Below are 18,411 nucleotides of genomic sequence, written 5' to 3'. Positions count from 1 at the left end.
AACCTGCATGCGACCTCCCCTCCGGCACCTGCTCCTGGCTGTCCTCGCATCCGTAGCGGCGCCGCTCTACGCCCAGATGCCGTTCTATACGGACAATGCAGACGTCACTGACCAGGGCACCCTTCACTTCGAGATCTTCAACGAGTACGATGGCCTGCAATCCGCGCAGTATCCTAACCTTCGCCAGAACACCGCCAATTTCAAGGTCAACTACGGCCTTCCGCATGCCCTGGAACTCGATTTCGATATCCCCTGGCTCTCGATCTACCGCGCACCGGGTTCTCAAACCGCCAACGGAAACGGTGACGCCGACATGGGAATCAAGTGGAACTTCTACAAGGCTCCGCGTCCGCTTCGAGCGCCTTCTCTCTCCTCAAGTCTCTATATCGAATTTCCGACCGGCGACGACCGCCAGTCTCTGGGCTCAGGGCTCACCGACTACGCACTGAACTCGATAGCGCAGGAAGCCATCTCCGACAAGACAAGAATCAACGGGAACTTCGGCTTCCTCTTCGCCGGTAACACCAGCACCGGCGTCCTCGGCATCCAGACCACACACGGCCACGTCTACACCGGCGGTCTGTCTCTCACGCACGACTTTAGCCCGCGCCTTACCCTCGGTGGCGAGCTCTACGGAGCTCTCGACGATAACAACGGCCTCGGCAAAGATCAGTTGCAGGCGCTTCTCGGCGGTGCCTGGGCATTGAACAGGCGTACCAGTGTCACCTTTGCAATCCTCGGTGGAGCCCACATCGCCAGCCCACGAATCGGGTGCCAGTTTGGCTACGAAATAGACTTTCCCCTTCGCCACCCGGCTACCATAAAATCCGCATTCAACGAACCTACCGCTTCCCCACTACGGAGAACTCCATGAGCTGCAAACCCGAAATGCTCAAGACCGTGCCTCTTTTCTCTCTCCTCGACGACGACGAAATTGCTGTCCTCGCCTCGCAGGTCGACATCAAGAATTACGCGGCCCGCCAGCGTATCTACAAGGCAGGCGATGTCGGCATGGCCTATGTCACCGTGTCCGGAAAAGTCCGCGTCACCTCGATCGACGAGGATCACCAGGAGGTCGTGGTCGATGAAACCGGTCCGGGCCAGTTCTTCGGATTCGCGTCCATGCTCGAGGAGACTCCTCACCAGACCAACGCCACCGCGCTTGAAGAATCCGTCTGCCTTGAAATCTCGCGCGACGATATTCAAACCCTCATGCTGCGCAAACCGGACGCTGGCATGGATCTGCTGACGACTCTCGCTCACCAGTACCATGCTGCGCATCAGCTCGTCCGATTGCGCGCCACGCGCAGTCCGAACGAGATCATCGAGAAGCAGGAGACCACCGGCGAACGCATTGCCGACGCCGTCGCCGGCTTTGGCGGCTCCTGGACCTTCATCATCACCTTTGCGATCGTGCTCCTTGCCTACACCACAGCGAACGTGTTCCTCGACAAAAGGGCGTGGGACCCGTACCCGTTCATCCTGCTGAACCTCTTCCTGTCCATGCTCGCTGCCATTCAGGCGCCGGTGATCATGATGAGCCAGAATCGTCAGGACACGAAGGACCGCCTCCGCAGCGAACTTGACTTCGAAGTGAACCGCCGCGCAGAGATGGAAATCCAGGGTCTCTCGCGCAAGATGCACCTGCTCGATGAGCGAATCGACGACCTCTCTGACCTGCTCCGCGGCAAACCCGTGCCGACGCAGGCAGGCGATTAGAAATCCACGTGCGCCCGCGCTGATCCCACCCACCCCGGCCCACGATCCCGGTTGTACCCGGGGTTGTTGATGTGCTGCACGTCAAGCGAATAGAACAGACCTCGCCAGGCGTGCAGCGTGTAGTAGCTCTCCACGATGTTCTCTCGCCCGTAGTTCAACCGCCCGTCGCCGAGCAGAAAGCCGAGCCCGCCGAGGCGGAGATAGTTCTGATGATCACGCTTGATTGCATTCGACACCACCGCGATCGCCGCCTTGTCTTGGGGCCTGTGCCAGCGGACGCCGGAGTAGTCAGCTCCGCCCTCCACCGTCTGGTCCACCTCGGTGTATGCGAACGACTCGTGTTGCCCCTCGTTCCATCCGAATCTTCCGAAGACCCTCAGATTCGCTGTGAGCTCCTGCTCCGTGTTGTAGCCGAACCCATACTTCAAAGCGCCGTAGTGCTCATGTGCAGTGATAGCCGGCTTCGTGTCCTCTCCTGAAAGGTACGCACGCACTGCCTCGCGATACACGCCCATATGAGCGCGATTCGCGTAGAACAGCACCCGCGAGGTGCCTTTCCGACTCGGCACCCAGCCCTTGCGCACTTCGAACTCTCCGTTCTGCGCATGCGCTCTGCTGAACGCCCAGTCCATGTCGATCCCGTTGGCCACCGTGGGCATCGCAAACAGCCCGTAGCGAATGCTCCACGCCCGATCGTCGTACTCCGCCATCCCACCCACGGAATATCCGCGCGTGTCCGCCGCATAGTCCCACGCACCGTTGTTGTCTACAGTCCAGTTCATGAACTGCAGATGGCTGTCGGACCCCACCGAGTTCACGTCAAAGAAGTCTGGCAGGGTCAATTTGCCCGCTCTGAACTCCACGCGCCGCTCCGGAACCTCCGGAGCAGGCGCAAACATGTTGGCTTCCTGGCGCACGGTCTTCTCCGTAAGCCCGATTACCTGGTGGATGCCGTACCGCGCGATGTATGGCTTCGAGCCCAGATTCGGATTCCGCACCACATCAAGATTTGTGAACCCCGCCAGCCCCAGCGCCTCGCTCAGTCCACGCCCTCCAGCAGACTCGATATCGAGAATGAAATCCGTGTCGTAGCGAGTCGAGCGGTTCCGCCTGATTGCGGTGTACAGCGTCTCCACCATCGACGTCTTGTATTCCGCTGAATTGCGAAAGGTATCCGGGCCCTCGTAGGGCGAGTGAAAGGGAACACGGCCCTGAAAAATCACATTGGCCTGCCCGGATATCCAGTAACGCGCATTCTCCGGATGCGGGAAGATCGTACTTGCCGGAGAGTCCGGTGGCGGTTCCGGAGTCTGGGCCTTGGGTTCGACGCCCTCGCTCTTCTGATCTGCACTTCCGGGATTCGCCTGGAACGCCGACAAAGATGTCGGCGGCGCGGATGTATGCTGTGCTCCCGCCGGAACAATCGTCGCGGCGCAGAGAAGAAGACCGAGCACATTGGTGTTTACGTACATAAAGAATTTGGTCTGGGCTAAGATAGCAGAGAAATATGTATACCCCGTTACGGTATGTACTATACCCCGGATGGGTATATGTATTCAAGAGGAATACCCATGTCCCTCCAGGAACGTGAAAAGGTCAAGCTTCTCCAGCGGGTCCGTCGTTTGCGCGGCCAACTTGATGCGGTCGAGCGTCTCGTGACCTCCGATGAGGATTGTGGGGGTCAGCTCATGCTGCTGGCCGCTGTGCGCGGAGGCATCAACGGCCTTATGGCTGAAATTCTCGAGACACATATCCGCTTCCACCTCGTTGACGGCGCAAAAGAGCAGATCGCCCCTGAACTGGCCGAAGACCTCATCGATCTGGTTCGCGCCTACCTCAAGTGAGCGGCAACGCTGCACTTTCTAGACCTTGCCCCACGCGCCCAGAAACATCACCCCTGCGGCGACGAGAGTGGCGTCGATGATCAGCACAAAGACGCGCTCCGGAAGGCGATCGACAACGCTCTTTCCGGCGAATGATCCAGCCGCCATGATGGGCCCGAGCGTCAGTCCGCTCATTACGGCATGCATCGGAAGCACGGACGATTGCCGGTATGCGATCAATTTCGTCACGTGCATCACGACAGTCGAGAGAGCCTCTGTTCCAATGTACGCACCCTTCACAAGCCCGTAAGCCAGGAAGAACGGTGCCATCAGCGGTCCAACGCTTCCCAGAAGCGCGGAAAGAAAGCCGGATCCTGCGCCGATTAGCGCAAATCCTTTAAGAGGCGTTCGGAAAGCCTTTATCTTCGGCGTATGCCGGATCACCACGATGAGGATGAGAAATGCGCCCAGCACGCGAATGAGCGCGCGCATCGGAGCATGTGCGAAGAGCACTCCGCCCAGCAGTGCCATCGGCACTCCGCCCAGCGAAAACCAACCCACAACGCGCCAGTCCAGTTCGCCCCGGTTGAACCACACCCGGCTTGCATTCCCAATCAGTTGCGCAACGGTGAGGATCGGAATGGCTTCGCGCACACCGAACACGAATACCAGCATCGGCAACAGCACCGCCGCACCGCCGAAGCCCGTTACGGCCGCCAGCAGCGCCGCCATGAACGCAACCAGAGCTAAGAGCGAAAATCGAAGCGCCTCAGGCATGACTCGGAACCAGATGCCGAATCAGTGTACGTACTTGCCCCTCGCGGAAAGATAAAAATCGACTGCAGGCGTTCAGTCCGCAGTCTCACAGGCAATCAGGTAATCTCACACTTCAATGAGAACTAATGGCTCAGAACTGAAGGTTGACCACTGACCACTGAAAACTGACAACTGAAGACGGACAACTGTCTTTTCACGCCCGCCCCGCGAACTCCCGTGTCTCGGTGTAGATCTTCACCGTCTCGCCTTCTTCCACGAAGAACGGCACTTTGACCTCAAGCCCCGTTTCCAGGCGCGCATGTTTCGTCACCGCTCCGCTCGCTGTATTGCCGCGGGCGCCAGGCTCGGTATACGCCACCTTCAGTTCAACCTTCTCCGGAAGCTGAATGCCGATCGGATTTCCATTGAACTTGTCGATCTTGATGATCATTCCCTCGGTAAGGAAGAGCTGCGCGTCGCCCAGCTTCTCTGGCGTCAACTCGATCTGCTCGAACGACTCCTGGTCCATGAAATGCGATGCATCCCCGTCGGAGTACAGATACGAAGCTTCGACAGTCTCAAGGTCAGGCTCTTTGAATTTCTCGCCGGCCTTGAACGTCTTGTCGAACACCGCGCGCGTCAGCAGATTCCGCATTTTCAGACGAACCAGTGTCTGTCCGCCCCGCGCCGTCGGCGTGGATACCTCTACGTCCAGGCAGTAGTAGGGAGTGTTCTCAAACTCGAAATACATCTTTCGCTTCACATCGATCGCGTCAATCAGTGCAGCCATGCAAATTCCTCAATCGTAGTTACATCGATTCTAATTGCTCGGCTGATCGAGCAGAAGCTAGCGTGCCGGAGGCCGAAGGCCCCAGTCTTGAGAGCGCTGAGCCTGGGCAGTATTGCGGAACTGGTGACTGAAAGCTGAAGACTGGCGGCTTGCTTCACGCATTCGCCGGAGTCCGCAACTCCGCGATCGCCGCGGTCAGATCTGCGGCCAGCGCCTTCTGTACATCACTGCCGAGCTTTGCCCCATTCTCAGTCAGGTAGAAGACGTCGATTGCGGTCTCTCCCTCGGTATCGATAAGCGCAACCTCGATGTTGCATTTGTGCTGGCTTAGCGTAAGCGCAATCTGCCGAAGAAGTCCCGGCCCATCCTGCGCCACCACCTGCAAAAGCGTGGAATGGCTCGACGATTCCGAATCGAATTGCAGCCGAGTTCCAACTTCTACCTTCACATTGCTGCCGCTGCTCGTATGGCGGCGCGAATCGAGCATCTGCTCCACCGGGACCTTCTGCGCAACGACTTCGTGGAGGTAGCTCAGGAAACGATCCTTCTCACTCGGATTCAGCTCAATGGTCCTGAACACATCCGTAAACTGGAAGCTGTCGACAACAACACCCGCATCATTTGAGAACGCGCCTGCCTTCACGATGTTCATCCCCCAGGCCGCAAGCGCTCCCGCAACATCGGCGAATAGCCTGCTGCGATCGCGGACGATCACGGTCAGATCGAAAAGCTGTCGCTGGGGTCGGAGGTCAAGCTGGACGGGGTTCTTGTCGAGATTCAAAGCAAGCTGGAAGTGGTTCCGGATGTGTTCCGGCAGTCGCGTCTGCAGATAGCGCTGGGGGAGCCCTTCCAGGAACTGCCGGAGCGCGTCGTACTGGCTCGACGGCACCATCGATCGAATCCGGTTTAGCAGCGTGGGATCAATTGCCGAATGGTATCGAACCTCATCCACGCTCCGATCCATGAAATTCGCGGTCGCCATATACAGCTGCCAGAGGTTTTCGGCCTTCCACGGGGTCAGCGCTTCCGGATTGACGGCTTTGATGTCCGCATAGGTCATTAGCGTAAGCATCTTCAGCAGGGCCGGGCTTCCGACCTTTTCCGCGAAATTTCGAATGTTGTCCGCATCGAAGATGTCTCTGCGCAGCGCATTCGACATGTCCAGATGCAGCCGGATCAGCTTCAACACTTGGTCTCGCTCTTCAGAATCGAAGTCCAGACGTGCGAGGAAGCCGTCTGCCAACTCGACGCTTTGTCCGGTATGCTCGCCGCTCCTGCGTCCTTTGCCGGTGTCATGCAGCAACAGCGAAAGCAGGAAAAGGTCCAGCCTGTCGATCTCCGGCAACAGCTGCGCCAGCCTGTGCTCGTAGTCATGTGCCGGTTGGCGAAGGCTGTGCACGTTGTCGATAGTCAGAAAAGTATGTTCATCCACCGTATACCGGTGATAGCTGTCGCGAATCACAAGAGCGTCAATCAGGTGAAACTCTGGAATCAGCATCTCCAGCACGCCCAGGGCATGCATGGTCCGCAGCGCGTGTGCAGCATGCGGGCCCAGCAGCACTTCGCGCAGCGCGTTCCAGAGGTACGGCCCCTCGGGGATATGGATCGCCAATGCCGGCAGGGCATCCGTGATCCGGTCCTCCGCAGCCTGCGACAGCGCATACCCGTGCGTTGCCATCAGCGAGAACACCCGCAGAATCGCCGCCGTATCGCTGAACTGCGCTCCAGGGAGGATGTCGATACGGCCCTGATCCAGAATGAAATCCGTTCCGGCAATCGGGGTTCGCCGCCGCCGGAACTGCCGGTAGAAGCTCACGGGTGCAGGCAAGTGCTCCATCAGCAGCGCCGCCCTGCGGTAAATCACGCGCGCATGCCGGTAGTAGGTCCGCATCCAGTACGCCGGATCGGCCGTCCCCCGGGTCTCCAGCCCAATCGAATTCGCCGCCGCCTCATCCTGCGACTGCCAGTCGAGCGTATTGTCGTCGCGTCCATGCCGGAAGTGCAGAAAACAGCGCGCCGCAGCCAGAAAGTCGAACGCCGCCTCGGCATCGCCGCGCGCGCTCTGGAAAACGCCCCCGCGCTGGCGCGGCCACTCCTTCGTCTCCTTGAGGTGGAAGAGCAGCGCAAACCAGACAGCCAGGTGGTAATCCCGCAGCCCACCGGGGCACTCCTTCAGATTCGGCTCAAGGTGGAAGATGGTGTTGCCGTACTTCGCGTGCCGTCCCCGGGCAATCTCTCCCAGCTTCTGGGTAATCGTGTTCCACTCGCTTAGAACCAGCCCGGGAAAGACCGTCTGGTGCAGTTGCTGGTAAAGAGGGAACTGCCCGGCCAGAAATCGCCGATCCAGCGTCGCCAGGGTGAACTCGAGATTGTCCGGATCGAACCGCCCTGCTTCCTTCACTGTCCTCGACGTTGGGCTGGCCCGCAGGCCGATGTCCCACATCCCTTGAATCACCGAACGGACAGCCTCTCGGGTCTGCTCCTCCGTCTTCTCGTCCGAAAACGCAAACAGCACGTCGATGTCCGAGAAAGGGAATAAATCCTTGCGTCCGTAGCCACCGAGCGCCAGTAGCGCAACGTTCTGGGCAGGCTGTCCTGCGAACGCCCGACGCCACATTTCAATGAGGATACGGTCCACCACCGCCGACCTTCGACGGATCGCCGCGGTCCCATCCCCGGTCCGCTCGCAGGTCTGCCGGACGAGCGCCATCTCCCGGAGATACTGATCCCGTAGATCGTCAACCGCTAGAGCGACTGGAGTCATGAGTGTCTATTGTGAAGGCAAGTCGTGCTTAATGATGTCTTACCAGAATAAACCATGTAGTGTCCGTCACAGCTCCGCACCCGCGTCAATTGCGACGATATCGATATCCAGCTAGTGTCCATCGGTGTCCGTAGCAAATCGTGGGCGAGAGCTACACTCCACGCAAGGACGCCGCATGTTCGAAAAGCAGGGCAAGTTCTACGCCGACTGGCGCGACCGCACAGGTCGACGCCTCCGCAAATCCTTCACCACCCGCCGCGCCGCTCTCCAATTTGAAGCCGAGCAGAAGGAACTCGCCCACCCAAAATCGAAGGCGCGGGGCCAACGCTCGCCTCGATACTCCGCGCCCAGTACCTCGGGCTCCGCACCAGTGACGCTCAGAACCAGGGCGCGAAGCGTCTCATCGCCCAAGCTGGTGACCTTCCGCCGCAGCGTCTAAGCGCCGCGCACATCACCGACCTCGACGAGCAGCTCTACCGCTCCGGCTACGCCTACACCACCAAGGCGCTTCTCTCGTCCGCGATCCGCCGCATTCTCCGCTGGCTCTGGGAGTATCACGGCGCGCCAAAGCTCGACCAGCAGATGCGCGCCTATCACGGCATTCGCCCGCGCAGCGTCACTGTCCGCCATGAAGAAATCGCCGCACTGCTCGACGCCGCGCCCGACTTCCTCCGCCTCTGGATTCTCTTCTGCTCCGACCTCGCCATTCGCTCCGGCACCGCCGCGCGACTCGGCCCTTACCAATACGACGCATCCGAGCGCATGCTCCGCTTCACCACCAAGTGCGAGGCTCGGCTCGCCCTTCCTGTCACCCAAGAGATAGCGGACCTCATCGCGCTCTGCGATCTCCGCGACCCAACATCCTTCGTCCGTCAGCTCTGGATGCGCAAGCCCCGCGAGCTCGGGCGCAGACCCAAACGCGACTGCACATCCGCGGATCGCCTCCGCATTCTCTTTCGCCAACTCTGCAAAGAGCAGGGAATCGAGCGCCGCATCACGCCCCACGACCTCCGCCGCACCACAGCAGTCGGCATGCTCCGCCTCACCCACGACGTGCGCGACGTGCAAGCCATCCTCGGGCACCGGTCGCTTCAGTCAACCATCTGGTACCTCGACCACGACCTCCGACCCGTTCCACGTCACAACCTCGAACTCATCAAGCGGCGCATCACCGCCGCAGAAAGCGAACCCCGCACCGCATGAGAACCGCCCTCCTCGCTCGACCTCTCATCCTCCACGCCCACGCCGAACCGCCGCGCGACCGCACCAGCCTCGCCGCGCGCGCCGTCGCCAAGTGCCAGGACGAATACCACCACGCCTTCGCCCTCGCCAAAGAGAAAGGCCTCGCCCAGCCCAAAGCGCTCCGCATGGCGTCTGTTGCTTACAAGCTCGCCATGCCGCGCATGGAGTCTCTAAACGCCATCCGCGCCGCAATTGCCTGCATCGCGCAGGGCATCGCCCTCGAAGTCTTCGACGGGCGCGACGGCTCGCAACTCCTCTACGCCGCACAAGTTGCCATGTCCACTCTCAAAGCCAAAGGAGCCAGAAAGAAGTGACCACCCCCACCCCCGCCGCCAAGCCCGCCCCCATCAACCCACCCGCCCGGGTGCCCCAGGTCGTCCCTGTGTCGGGACCTGGGAAACCAACAAAGCCCGTCCTCACCGCCGCTCAAATCTGCGCCCGTGTCCAGGTCTCGCTCGCCAAACAGCGCCGCGAAGTCCCTGGGCCGCTGGTGCGGCAACCGGCGCCGGCCGCCAAGCTCGCCGCCGTGCTCCACAACGCCGCCATGGATCTGTGGGACGTAGCCACCGAACAGGACGAAGCTCAAATGTGGGAAGAGGCCCGCGCCATCGCCAGTCGGATCCTCGCTGCCTGCCCAAGCGCTTAACCTTTCGGTGCGACTTCCCCGCACCGGCTGACCGAAAAAATCCTTGGTTCCGAGTTGCCGGTGATTCAGGCTTTACGCGAAACCGACGTCAGAATCTCTCGTAGGTCAGCCGCGACCGAAAGAAGCGCCTGCTGCGAAGCGAATGGTTTTCCCTCTAGATCGGTAAGACCCATTCTCTCTGTTTCGATCTTTACAAGATGTTCCGCGATCTCCTCGTCATTTGCGCCCTTCTTGAAGAGACCATAGATGCCCCAGATGTAGCTGTCGTATTCGTCAGCGGCTTGAGGTTCATCGCTCACGCCTATCGGATCCCACTTTGCCATGAGGACGCCGCGAATTGCCGATTCGATTTCTCGCATTCCCTCTTTGCTTGTCATATGTAATTTACGGGCCCGAGAGTCTCAAAGAACGATGACCTTCTTACCCTCTCGTTCGATCTCCTCAAGTATTGCTTCGTACTCTTCGCCGCAGAATCCGTAGCGAATGCACAGCAATTCTGGTAATGCGGCCTCAGGCGCATTGTGCCGAAAGATTTCGCGATTGATCAACAGATCGAAGGCGTCGCTACCAACCTTGACGACTTCAATCACCGTGCCTTGCTGCCGTCTGGCGTCTTTTCGAGTGCGGCTCACAATGTCAGATACCTGCCGTTTTTCATAATAGGCCCGGATTGTCGGCCACTCGGAAGTTATAAAAGAGTAAACCGCAATATGTTGTGGTCGTCCGATGTAACCACAACCTGTGGTATTCTCATCCGTGCACCCGCTCCTAGACTCCGACCCCGCCCAACGCACCCCCGCCCGAGAAGAAACTCCCGCCGCCGAAGCCCTCGCCTGGCTCGAAGATCCCCAGCCGCCCGCGCCGACACTGGACCGCCAGCAGTCCGTCCTCCGCGAAATCGCAGAGGCCAGCGGCATGCCCCTGGCACACCTTCAGGAGGCCGTCGCAGAACTCGACGAATACAACCCGGAGAAGAGAAAGTGCCTGGTATCCCGTCAGACCAAGTCCTAGCCATCCTGCGCCTGCGTCAGTGGGCCTTCGAACGCACTGCGCTACGCCAGGGCAACACCGCCCGCCTCAAGCGCTCCGGCTGGCGCGAGCGTCGTCTATCCGAAGCCGACTCCCGCCAGGTCCGCGTCCTCGACTTCGAACGCGCCTTCTCTCGCCTCGACCCCATCCACCAACAAGTCCTGGTGCTCACGTATCGCGACGGTGTCCGCCACCGCGACGCCGCCCGCGTCCTGGGCATGAGTGAGCGCAACGTCTACTACCTCATCCCCGCCGCTCGTCGTCGATTGACCGATGTACTCGACCGCCTCGACCTGCTGTGACAGCCGTCACCAACTCTCCCGGCACGGCAATTCCATCCGTGTAACACTACGTCTAACAACTCGCATGAACAGCAGTAAATCGCATCACCTTTTGAAGGTCCTGAGGGCTACACTCCTCCACGTCGAAACCAGCGCCGACTGGAGCCAGGACGACCCCGCCGTCATTGAACTCAGGGCCATCCTCGAGCGCCGCATCCATCAAGAACTCGCCGAGCTCCCCGACGACCTCGCGAACTGAGTGCGCCGTGAGCCGGGCAACCCTCCCGGATCCGCTCGCATCGCAACCCTCATCCAGGTACTCAGGATGAATCCCGCAAGCACATCCCTCTTGCCCGCCGTCTACCGGGCCCTCAGGGACCTTGACTCGACCCTAGGTGAAGACGATCCCGTCACCATCGAAGTCAAGCGCACCTTCCTTGAGATTCTCCGGGAATTCAACCTCATCGAAGACGACCCACCCGCCGAGCTGCTTGGCAATTACTTGCGCTAGCGCAAACACCTCTTCGCCGCGTCCATTGCTTCTTGCGAACGCCGCTCAGCGTCGGCTATGATTCACCTGCGCAATCCCCCGGGCGCAATATCGCCGCGATAACGGCCCAGGGCCCATGCCATCAAATCCGTACAAAGACCTCGCCGAGATTCTCGAAGGCACCCTCTCGCTGGTGGACTACTACGAGCACCGCATGAGCGAAATCCCCTCCAGCCTCGCTCCGGCCAGAGCTGCTCTTGAGCAAGCAATCGGCGACCTCCGCGCCCGCCTCCAGCAAGACCAAGCCGCCGACTGACTCTACATGCTGTGATGGCCATCGTTCCCCTGAGTTAAAAGAACCATCGCCGAGCAGCTCATCGCGACAGCCAGGCCTCCGTCGCCAGGACACGCCTCCAATAAAAGACCATAGATACAACCCAACTAGATAAGAGCTAAAGAACTATATGTTCTACAAGGAGCTCGCTTCGCTCGGTCTCTTCTCCGGCCAGGCGGCCACGCTTCGCGCCGCCGCCCCACCCCACGGTGGGCGGCCCCCCTCCGCTTCGCTCCGGCCCCCCGCCCACCCTACGGGTCGCGCGTCTGTTTATAAAAAGCCCTGGTGTGAAGATCCTCGACGCGCGCCCGTGGGGATAGATACACACCCATAAAGAGCACGCGCCTTCGTCGCGCCGCCGTGCTCCGCACGGCAGAGGACACGAGCCATGCCCGCGCAGCTCGCCATCATCGCGGACGCGTCAATGCTCTCCGCTTCGCTCCGATCGTTTCACGACTCCGGCATTGACACGCCCGCGCACACGGCCAACTATCCGGGGCATGTCTCGTGAAAAGCAAAAGCAAAAGCCAGGGCCGCGCTCCCGGGCGGCCCGAAGGGTTTTGTCCTGACTTATCCGCAAAAGTGACTGTCTGATTACTATTTAGCTGTGAGCGATATCACAGCCGAATTATGGTAACCTCTGGGTGTCCACTCCCCATGGACATCGCCGCATAAACACTGGCGATTTGAAAACGCGCAAGTGTCCAGAAATCTTTGGACACCCCCGAGACACCAATAAACACAAGGGTTTGCGCCAATCCACTTGACTTACCAGAATAAGCGATTTTCCAGCGGGTGCGCGGCGAGATGGGCATTTCCCGTTTCAATCGCATCATTCGGTAGGGCCGAATTTCACTGTTTTGGACAACAATAAATTGTTCGCATAAACAATTCATAAAGATGTCCACGTAATCAAAGACGGGGCAAAAACGTCTACGTATAATCGGTTCATCACGTGCCCAGGGGCGCTGTTTTAGTAGATTCGGCCTACCCGGGAATTGTTGCTGGCCGTGCGCACGGGACGTAGGAAGGCTGAAGATGTGTGGCATTGCCGGGCTCGTTGTTCCTGCTGGAGAGTCGACTGACGAGATTGTGCACGTCGACCCGGTGCGACGGACAATCCGGCGGATGGATGCCCGCGGCCCCGATGCAGAAGGCCTCTGGACAGGACACGGAGTTGTCCTCGGGCATAAGCGGCTAGCCATCATCGATCTCGACCCTCGATCGAATCAACCCATGACGTTCTCCAACGAACGTTATGTATTGGTCTTCAACGGTGAAATCTACAACTACCGGGAGCTCAAGCGCGAGCTGGAGGCACAGGGTGAGCGCTTCCGGACCACTTCGGATTCCGAAGTGATACTCGCTCTCTATGAGCGCATGGGCGAGAAGATGCTGCCCCGTCTCCGAGGCATGTTCGCATTCGCCATCTGGGACACGCAATCGCGTGAGCTGTTCCTGGCGCGCGATTCCTACGGCATCAAGCCCCTTTACTACGCTGAGACGCCTTACGGTCTGCTTTTCGCCTCACAAGTCAAAGCCTTGCTCGCAAGCGGTCTTATTTCAGCGGAGATCGAACCAGCCGGATTGGCCGGGTTTTATCTCTGGGGTAGCGTCCCTGAGCCTTGGACCACATTTAGAAACGTACGAAGTCTCCCCGCCGGAAGCTGGATGAGGGTCCGATCCAACCTTCCAACTTTGCCCGTAACCTGGGACGACATAGGCACGGCATGGAGCCATGCCCAGGTCACATTGAGCGAGCGCGAACTGCAGGAGCGCGTACGAAACGCAATCACCGACTCCGTTCGCGCGCATCTCGTTGCTGATGTGCCGGTGAGCGTATTTCTATCCGGTGGGATCGACTCCGGAGCAATTGCGGGGATCCTCTCCGAACTTGGCGCAAACCTCGAGGGAGTCACGATCGCCTTCAACGAGTTTGCTGACCGGGAACTGGACGAAGGACCAGTAGCTGCGGAGATCGCAAAACACTACCGCCTCAAACATCACATCCGTTACGTGACCCGGTCGGAGTTCGACAGGGATATCCCGCTGTTCATGGAAGCGATGGATCAGCCAACCATCGATGGAGTAAATACCTGGTTTGCCAGTAAGGCCGCCGCAGAGCGCGGCTACAAAGTGGTGCTTTCTGGCGTCGGCGGGGATGAACTCTTCTATGGCTATGGTCTTACACGGGAAATTCCTCGTCGCTTGAATCTGGCGCGAGGCATTGCGCAATTCCCCGGCGGCCGCGCCCTGGCCAGGAAGGCGATCGACGCTGTCGCCTTGGGAAGAATCCATCCCAAGGTGCGGGGACTCCCCGACTTTATGGGCTCCGTTGAAGGCGAGTATTTTCTGAAGCGCGGACTGTTCATGCCATTCGAATTGCCATGGGTCATGGGTCCTGATGCGGCTGAGGAGGGGCTTGGGCGTCTCGGAGTGGTTCCGCCCACCATGAACGGAAACCGTGCGCCCAACGTCAGCGGTCAGATTTGCATGCTCGATTCCACGCTCTATATGAGAAATATGCTTCTTCGCGACAGCGATTGGACGAGTATGGCTCATTCGCTCGAACTCCGCACTCCACTGGTGGATGCGGCCCTACTTCGCGACCTCTCGAGTTTGCACACGATGTTCCGCGATGGGCGGGGGAAGCGGCTGCTCGCAGGGGTGCCGTCCAATCCTCTGCCCCCAAGCATCGCGAGACGTCGCAAAACAGGCTTCACTGTTCCCATGACGGAGTGGCTGGCCTCCGCTGTCGACAGCATGGATCTTAGACTTCGCCCGATCCCTGGCACAGAAAACCCATGGACTCGAAGATGGGCGAGGATCGTGATGCACTGTTTCTTAAAGTCGGTGATGCCCGGCTCTTTCGGCACCCGGCAAGAAGATGTGGCAATCGTTCTGTAAGCCACGTGTGCGAATCGTGAGCCGATCTTGAGTGAACCGCGTTCTTCCCGCGGTTTTCCAGAACTTAATACATTCGCATGTCGCCCGCCGGGATAGGCGAAAATTTAAGCAATCCCAACTCTCCGGCGAGCCGTTCAAGCTTGCTCCGGGTCGCCACCGTCGGAGGAACGAGAGGCAAGCGAAGCGTGTCCGAAGACCGGCCCATCAGATTCAGGACTGTCTTTACAGGTCCGGGATTCGACTCCCAGAAATTTGCATCGAACAGCCGCCCAAATCGCCGCTCGATCTCACGGGCCTCTGCCCACTCGTCATGAAGAGCGGCATTGATCATCCGGGCCATCTCCGCCGGGATCTCGTTCGAGGCAACGCTGATCAGCCCCTGAGCGCCTACCCCGATCGCTGCCAGAGCCAGGTTATCGTCCCCGGAGAATACCTTGAATGTCGATGGAGCAGAGTGCACGATCTCAGCAATTTGAGGAAGCTTTCCGCTTGCCTCCTTGATCGCCTGAATGTTCGGTGCAGCTTCGATCAGTCGAACGACTGTCTGGGGGTCGAGATTCACTCCGGTGCGGCCAGGTACGTTATACAGGCACACCGGCAGCGGCGCGACCATCTTCGCCAGAGCGAGGAAGTGCTGGAACTGCCCTTCCTGTGTCGGTTTGTTGTAGTAAGGGTTGGCCGAAAGCACGGCGTCGACTCCTGGCACCTGCCGCAGCATCGCAGCTTGATGCAGAAGAACTCGCGTGCAGTTATGTGTGCATCCAGCCCAGACCGGCACACGGCCCGCAGCCGCTTCCACCACAATCCGGATTGCTTGCAGCCACTCTTGCTCGTCGAGTGTTGCTGCTTCGCCCGTCGACCCGCAGGCCACAATGAAGTCGATGCCTGCATCGATCTGCCAATTCACCAGCGCCCAGAGCGCGGGCTCATCGATCGTTCCGTCCGCCCGAAAAGGCGTGACGATTGCCGTACCACAACCTGTCGTTTCCATCATGAAAAGTGTATATCGATGGAACGCGTTCGGATGCTGTGACGAATGTCAGTTGTATTCCGATTCGAGCATCGACATCAGATGCAGGTTGTACCATCGCCCGTCTCGCTGCGCCGATTCGCGCATCACCCCTTCATACTTGAATCCCAAACTCTCATAGAGGTGACGTGCCCGGGCATTGTCCTCAAAAACATCTAGGAAAAGCCGGTGCGCACCCAATTCACGGAAGGCAATTCGAAGAATCTCGCTGAGAATCCGGCGGCCGGTTCCCCGTTCTGGTTGACCGACCACAATCCGCTTCAATTCGATCGATCTCGAGTCCTCGCTCAGCCCGCGAAGGATCGCGTATGCCTCGACATCGCCCCTCTCTGTCTCGCTGACGTAATACCGGGCGTCGGCAGAGTCGAGCGTCGTTAGGTGGCGCTCCTTGCTCCATCGGCCCACATAGTCACGGGCGATCGGCGAACCTTCGAGGCTCACAATGGCGGGAACATCTGCGGGAACTGCGATACGAAGGCGCATGGCTTAACAGGATTGTACTGACTTGCTTGAGCAGAGCCCCGAGCAGTCACGAAAGTCCGGGGTCCTGCTGAGCCCTCACGTGACGAAAGGCACGTAGGAGACATAGTCCGGTAGTTCCATCTGGGTCACAGACCCGTTACGATGACCGTTACAGGACCGGAATTCGGAGTGCGTGAGCTCTAGCCAAAGCTTTGAGCGGCCGCAACAAGCTGAATCCAAAGGGTCTGATTCTGCGGTTGACAAAGTACTTCGCAGGCGTTTTTCCTTTCCCAGATCCCGTTTTGCACAGCCGAAGTAAAGGTGGGCCTTGCCTGCCGTTGTCGACGATGTCGACCAGAGCTGCCGATGAACTGAATGGCACAACGATCGACAGCGAAATAAGAAGAGGATCAAGGATGATGATCGCCAGAGCTGAGATGTCGACCAACGCACAACTTTCCGAGCAGCCGCAGAACTCCAGCGGCGCGAAAGGCATGTCGGTTGCACTGATCGGTCCCAATGATGCGCATCGGCAGACCGTTGCCCGGGCTCTCGCCTCCGCTGATGGACGTAAGGTTCACGAGTTCATTGACTATCCGGCGACACTCAGCGACCTGGCCCGCATGATGGAGACAAAATTCGACGTCGTGCTGGTCGATGTCGATACCGACGAGAGCTACGCTCTGCAAATCATCTCCAAACTCGCCGAACTCGGACCAGCGGTCATGGCGTACTCGGCACGGACTGATGAAGATCTGCTGAAGAGCTGCATGCGCGCGGGAGCGCGCGACTTCCTGCCCCTGCCGTCGGAAGGCGGCCCTGGTTCCAGCGCCACGGCAGTGGCACCCAAGCCTGTCATGCCGGCGCCCAAGGCCGTCGCAAAACCGGCCATCCCGCCTCCACCTGCAAAACCGGTGCAGGGGCCTATTCCGGCTACGCGCTCCAACGTGACGCCCATCGTTCCTGAAAAGCGGCTCGAGCCGGCGGTCGAACCCTCGGTGAACATACTCAAGGAAACAGAAGCGACCAAGCCAGTTCCGGAACCTGCGGCTGCGAATCCTGAGGAATCCGATTTCGCCGCCTGGGATGCAGCCAATCTCCGTCGGGCATCGATGCCTCCGGTTCCCAAGCCGGATGCGCGGCCTCGTCCTGCTCTTGTTCCCGAAAAGCGAAAGGCGCCCGAACCGGTCCGAGTAGTCCCAAAGGTGGAGGAGCCAGAGCCCGAGCCTGTCGTTGAAGCGGCGCCGGCCCCGATCGCTCCGCCAATTGAGCGCCCGCCGGTGGCCGTAGATATCTTCCGGTCCGCGACATTCCACTCCGAGAACAGTGAAGCCGCCGAGAAGCAGAGCGCCAATGTGATGAAGTGGGTCCTGATCGCAGCCGGCCCCGTCGTCCTCGCCCTGGTGCTTCTGGTGGTCTTCTCGCGCTCTTCATCGCCCAGTGCCGCTGCTTCCAACACGAAGCAGAGCGCGGCCGCTGCTTCAACACCCGCCCCCGCCCTCGCAAAGGAAGATGATCCTGCTGCAGCCGGCCGCCTCATCGTCAATGCAACAGGGAAGCCGGGCAGCAACGTACAAACTCCCAACCTCAAGCCATCAGCATCCCAGACCCAGGCGCAGCCGGCAGCACCCGCACAGGACGCACAGCCGGCTGCTTCGGTCTCGCCGGACGCCATGGCCGCTCAGCTCGTTGCCCCTACCCGGATCGCAGGCCAAATCAAGACGGCCGCTCCGGCTGACGAACCTCCGCCAAGCGCTCCCGCCGCGGTTTCGCTCGACGACAATAATTCGGTGCCGGGCTCCGTGTTCGGCTCCGGTCCCAAGGCGAAGGTGATGCCGCATATCGTGCCCATCTCGGCCGGCGTAGCCGCAGGCATGATCGTCCACAAAACCGCGCCCGTATATCCGAAGTTCGCCCAGGACGCACACATCACAGGAACCGTGGTGTTGAAAGCGACCATCACCAAACAGGGATCGATTGAGGGTATCCAGGTTCTCAGTGGCCCGAAACTGCTCGCTCCGTCTGCGGTGGACGCAGTGAAAACGTGGAAGTACAGGCCCTACATGCTTGACGGCCAGCCCGTCGCCGTCGAGACAAACGTCACCGTCGTGTTCGGCGGTAAGCAATAATCCAGAAAC

The 18,411-nt window shown here is 59.6% G+C and carries 25 protein-coding genes; 15 read left to right on the top strand and 10 right to left on the bottom strand.

The window, feature by feature from the left end:
- The first annotated feature begins 7 nt into the window (after positions 1-7).
- Both DHV10_RS13780 and DHV10_RS13775 read left to right on the top strand, forming a co-directional pair.
- Positions 8-874 (top strand): transporter, encoded by an 867-nt coding sequence (locus DHV10_RS13780; protein ID WP_109486940.1) that lies wholly within the window; start codon positions 8-10, stop codon positions 872-874.
- Positions 871-1,719: a DUF1003 domain-containing protein gene (locus DHV10_RS13775; RefSeq protein ID WP_109486939.1), complete on the top strand. Its 849-nt coding sequence runs from the start codon at positions 871-873 to the stop codon at positions 1,717-1,719. The genes DHV10_RS13780 and DHV10_RS13775 overlap by 4 nt, the downstream gene beginning before the upstream one ends.
- Here DHV10_RS13775 and DHV10_RS13770 read toward each other — a convergent pair.
- Positions 1,716-3,191, bottom strand: coding sequence for a carbohydrate porin (locus tag DHV10_RS13770; RefSeq protein WP_109486938.1), 1,476 nt, complete (start codon positions 3,189-3,191; stop codon positions 1,716-1,718). The genes DHV10_RS13775 and DHV10_RS13770 overlap by 4 nt on opposite strands.
- A gap of 99 nt (positions 3,192-3,290) precedes the next feature.
- On the opposite strand from DHV10_RS13770, the gene DHV10_RS13765 reads away from it, so the two are divergent.
- Positions 3,291-3,563 (top strand): metal/formaldehyde-sensitive transcriptional repressor, encoded by a 273-nt coding sequence (locus DHV10_RS13765; RefSeq protein WP_109486937.1) that lies wholly within the window; start codon positions 3,291-3,293, stop codon positions 3,561-3,563.
- An 18-nt stretch (positions 3,564-3,581) separates the two neighbouring features.
- On the opposite strand, the gene DHV10_RS13760 is transcribed toward DHV10_RS13765, so the two are convergent.
- The 3 genes from DHV10_RS13760 to DHV10_RS13750 all read right to left on the bottom strand — a co-directional run bounded on the left by DHV10_RS13760 (position 3,582) and on the right by DHV10_RS13750 (position 7,852).
- Positions 3,582-4,319: a sulfite exporter TauE/SafE family protein gene (locus DHV10_RS13760; protein WP_109486936.1), complete on the bottom strand. Its 738-nt coding sequence runs from the start codon at positions 4,317-4,319 to the stop codon at positions 3,582-3,584.
- A 193-nt stretch (positions 4,320-4,512) separates the two neighbouring features.
- Entirely contained in the window at positions 4,513-5,088 is a 576-nt protein-coding gene (gene efp / locus DHV10_RS13755) for an elongation factor P (RefSeq protein ID WP_109486935.1), read from the bottom strand.
- 154 nt (positions 5,089-5,242) lie between these two features.
- Entirely contained in the window at positions 5,243-7,852 is a 2,610-nt protein-coding gene (locus DHV10_RS13750) for a [protein-PII] uridylyltransferase family protein (RefSeq protein WP_109486934.1), read from the bottom strand.
- 175 nt (positions 7,853-8,027) lie between these two features.
- On the opposite strand from DHV10_RS13750, the gene DHV10_RS13745 reads away from it, so the two are divergent.
- Positions 8,028-8,291: a hypothetical protein gene (locus tag DHV10_RS13745; RefSeq protein ID WP_109486933.1), complete on the top strand. Its 264-nt coding sequence runs from the start codon at positions 8,028-8,030 to the stop codon at positions 8,289-8,291.
- Here DHV10_RS13745 and DHV10_RS27180 read toward each other — a convergent pair.
- Positions 8,288-8,449 (bottom strand): hypothetical protein, encoded by a 162-nt coding sequence (locus DHV10_RS27180; RefSeq protein ID WP_162601516.1) that lies wholly within the window; start codon positions 8,447-8,449, stop codon positions 8,288-8,290. The two genes, DHV10_RS13745 and DHV10_RS27180, sit on opposite strands and share 4 nt — an antisense overlap.
- Here DHV10_RS27180 and DHV10_RS13740 point away from each other — a divergent pair.
- Genes DHV10_RS13740 through DHV10_RS13730 form a run of 3 tightly spaced genes read left to right on the top strand, consistent with a single transcriptional unit; the run spans position 8,435 to position 9,740 of the window.
- A complete protein-coding gene (locus tag DHV10_RS13740) occupies positions 8,435-9,055 on the top strand; it encodes a tyrosine-type recombinase/integrase (RefSeq protein WP_109486932.1) in 621 nt (206 codons plus the stop codon). The genes DHV10_RS27180 and DHV10_RS13740 overlap by 15 nt on opposite strands.
- Positions 9,052-9,408 carry a hypothetical protein gene (locus DHV10_RS13735; RefSeq protein WP_109486931.1) on the top strand — a complete coding sequence of 119 codons (357 nt, stop codon included), beginning with the start codon at positions 9,052-9,054 and terminating at the stop codon, positions 9,406-9,408. The genes DHV10_RS13740 and DHV10_RS13735 overlap by 4 nt, the downstream gene beginning before the upstream one ends.
- Positions 9,405-9,740: a hypothetical protein gene (locus tag DHV10_RS13730; RefSeq protein ID WP_109486930.1), complete on the top strand. Its 336-nt coding sequence runs from the start codon at positions 9,405-9,407 to the stop codon at positions 9,738-9,740. The genes DHV10_RS13735 and DHV10_RS13730 overlap by 4 nt, the downstream gene beginning before the upstream one ends.
- A 65-nt stretch (positions 9,741-9,805) precedes the next feature.
- Here DHV10_RS13730 and DHV10_RS13725 read toward each other — a convergent pair whose 3' ends face one another.
- Entirely contained in the window at positions 9,806-10,099 is a 294-nt protein-coding gene (locus DHV10_RS13725) for a hypothetical protein (RefSeq protein ID WP_162601515.1), read from the bottom strand.
- Positions 10,100-10,141: 42 nt separating this feature from the next.
- A complete protein-coding gene (locus tag DHV10_RS13720) occupies positions 10,142-10,372 on the bottom strand; it encodes a hypothetical protein (protein ID WP_109486928.1) in 231 nt (76 codons plus the stop codon).
- A 124-nt stretch (positions 10,373-10,496) separates the two neighbouring features.
- On the opposite strand from DHV10_RS13720, the gene DHV10_RS27175 reads away from it, so the two are divergent.
- The 6 genes from DHV10_RS27175 to DHV10_RS28000 all read left to right on the top strand — a co-directional run bounded on the left by DHV10_RS27175 (position 10,497) and on the right by DHV10_RS28000 (position 12,385).
- Positions 10,497-10,751, top strand: coding sequence for a hypothetical protein (locus DHV10_RS27175; protein WP_162601514.1), 255 nt, complete (start codon positions 10,497-10,499; stop codon positions 10,749-10,751).
- On the top strand, positions 10,721-11,071 hold the full coding sequence (locus DHV10_RS27170; protein ID WP_162601513.1) for an RNA polymerase sigma factor: 351 nt from the start codon (positions 10,721-10,723) through the stop codon (positions 11,069-11,071). Before DHV10_RS27175 ends, DHV10_RS27170 begins: the two co-directional genes overlap by 31 nt.
- Positions 11,072-11,135: 64 nt before the next feature.
- Positions 11,136-11,309: a hypothetical protein gene (locus DHV10_RS27165; RefSeq protein WP_162601512.1), complete on the top strand. Its 174-nt coding sequence runs from the start codon at positions 11,136-11,138 to the stop codon at positions 11,307-11,309.
- 66 nt (positions 11,310-11,375) lie between these two features.
- Complete coding sequence (locus tag DHV10_RS13710) at positions 11,376-11,561, top strand: hypothetical protein (protein WP_204101415.1); 186 nt, start codon at positions 11,376-11,378, stop codon at positions 11,559-11,561.
- Between the two features lie 115 nt (positions 11,562-11,676).
- Entirely contained in the window at positions 11,677-11,856 is a 180-nt protein-coding gene (locus DHV10_RS13705; RefSeq protein WP_109486925.1) for a hypothetical protein, read from the top strand.
- Positions 11,857-12,262: 406 nt separating this feature from the next.
- Entirely contained in the window at positions 12,263-12,385 is a 123-nt protein-coding gene (locus tag DHV10_RS28000; protein WP_275425920.1) for a hypothetical protein, read from the top strand.
- Between the two features lie 106 nt (positions 12,386-12,491).
- On the opposite strand, the gene DHV10_RS27160 is transcribed toward DHV10_RS28000, so the two are convergent.
- Positions 12,492-12,923, bottom strand: coding sequence for a hypothetical protein (locus DHV10_RS27160; RefSeq protein ID WP_162601511.1), 432 nt, complete (start codon positions 12,921-12,923; stop codon positions 12,492-12,494).
- On the opposite strand from DHV10_RS27160, the gene asnB reads away from it, so the two are divergent.
- On the top strand, positions 12,913-14,781 hold the full coding sequence (asnB, locus tag DHV10_RS13700; RefSeq protein WP_109486924.1) for an asparagine synthase (glutamine-hydrolyzing): 1,869 nt from the start codon (positions 12,913-12,915) through the stop codon (positions 14,779-14,781). The genes DHV10_RS27160 and asnB overlap by 11 nt on opposite strands.
- A gap of 64 nt (positions 14,782-14,845) precedes the next feature.
- Here the strand turns inward: asnB and dapA are convergent, their stop codons facing one another.
- Together dapA and DHV10_RS13690 are read right to left on the bottom strand one after the other, a co-directional pair.
- Positions 14,846-15,775 (bottom strand): 4-hydroxy-tetrahydrodipicolinate synthase, encoded by a 930-nt coding sequence (gene dapA / locus DHV10_RS13695; RefSeq protein WP_338042603.1) that lies wholly within the window; start codon positions 15,773-15,775, stop codon positions 14,846-14,848.
- A 45-nt stretch (positions 15,776-15,820) separates the two neighbouring features.
- A complete protein-coding gene (locus DHV10_RS13690) occupies positions 15,821-16,294 on the bottom strand; it encodes a GNAT family N-acetyltransferase (RefSeq protein ID WP_109486923.1) in 474 nt (157 codons plus the stop codon).
- A gap of 395 nt (positions 16,295-16,689) precedes the next feature.
- On the opposite strand from DHV10_RS13690, the gene DHV10_RS13685 reads away from it, so the two are divergent.
- The gene (locus tag DHV10_RS13685) at positions 16,690-18,402 is read left to right on the top strand and encodes an energy transducer TonB (RefSeq protein WP_162601509.1); all 1,713 of its coding nucleotides are present in this window, start codon (positions 16,690-16,692) and stop codon (positions 18,400-18,402) included.
- Positions 18,403-18,411 lie beyond the last annotated feature (9 nt).

This window comes from Occallatibacter savannae, assembly GCF_003131205.1.
In the GTDB taxonomy this organism is placed as follows: Bacteria; Acidobacteriota; Terriglobia; order Terriglobales; family Acidobacteriaceae; genus Telmatobacter; species Telmatobacter savannae.
Note: the sequence above shows the minus strand (reverse complement) of the source record. Positions and strands in the feature narration are given on the sequence as shown.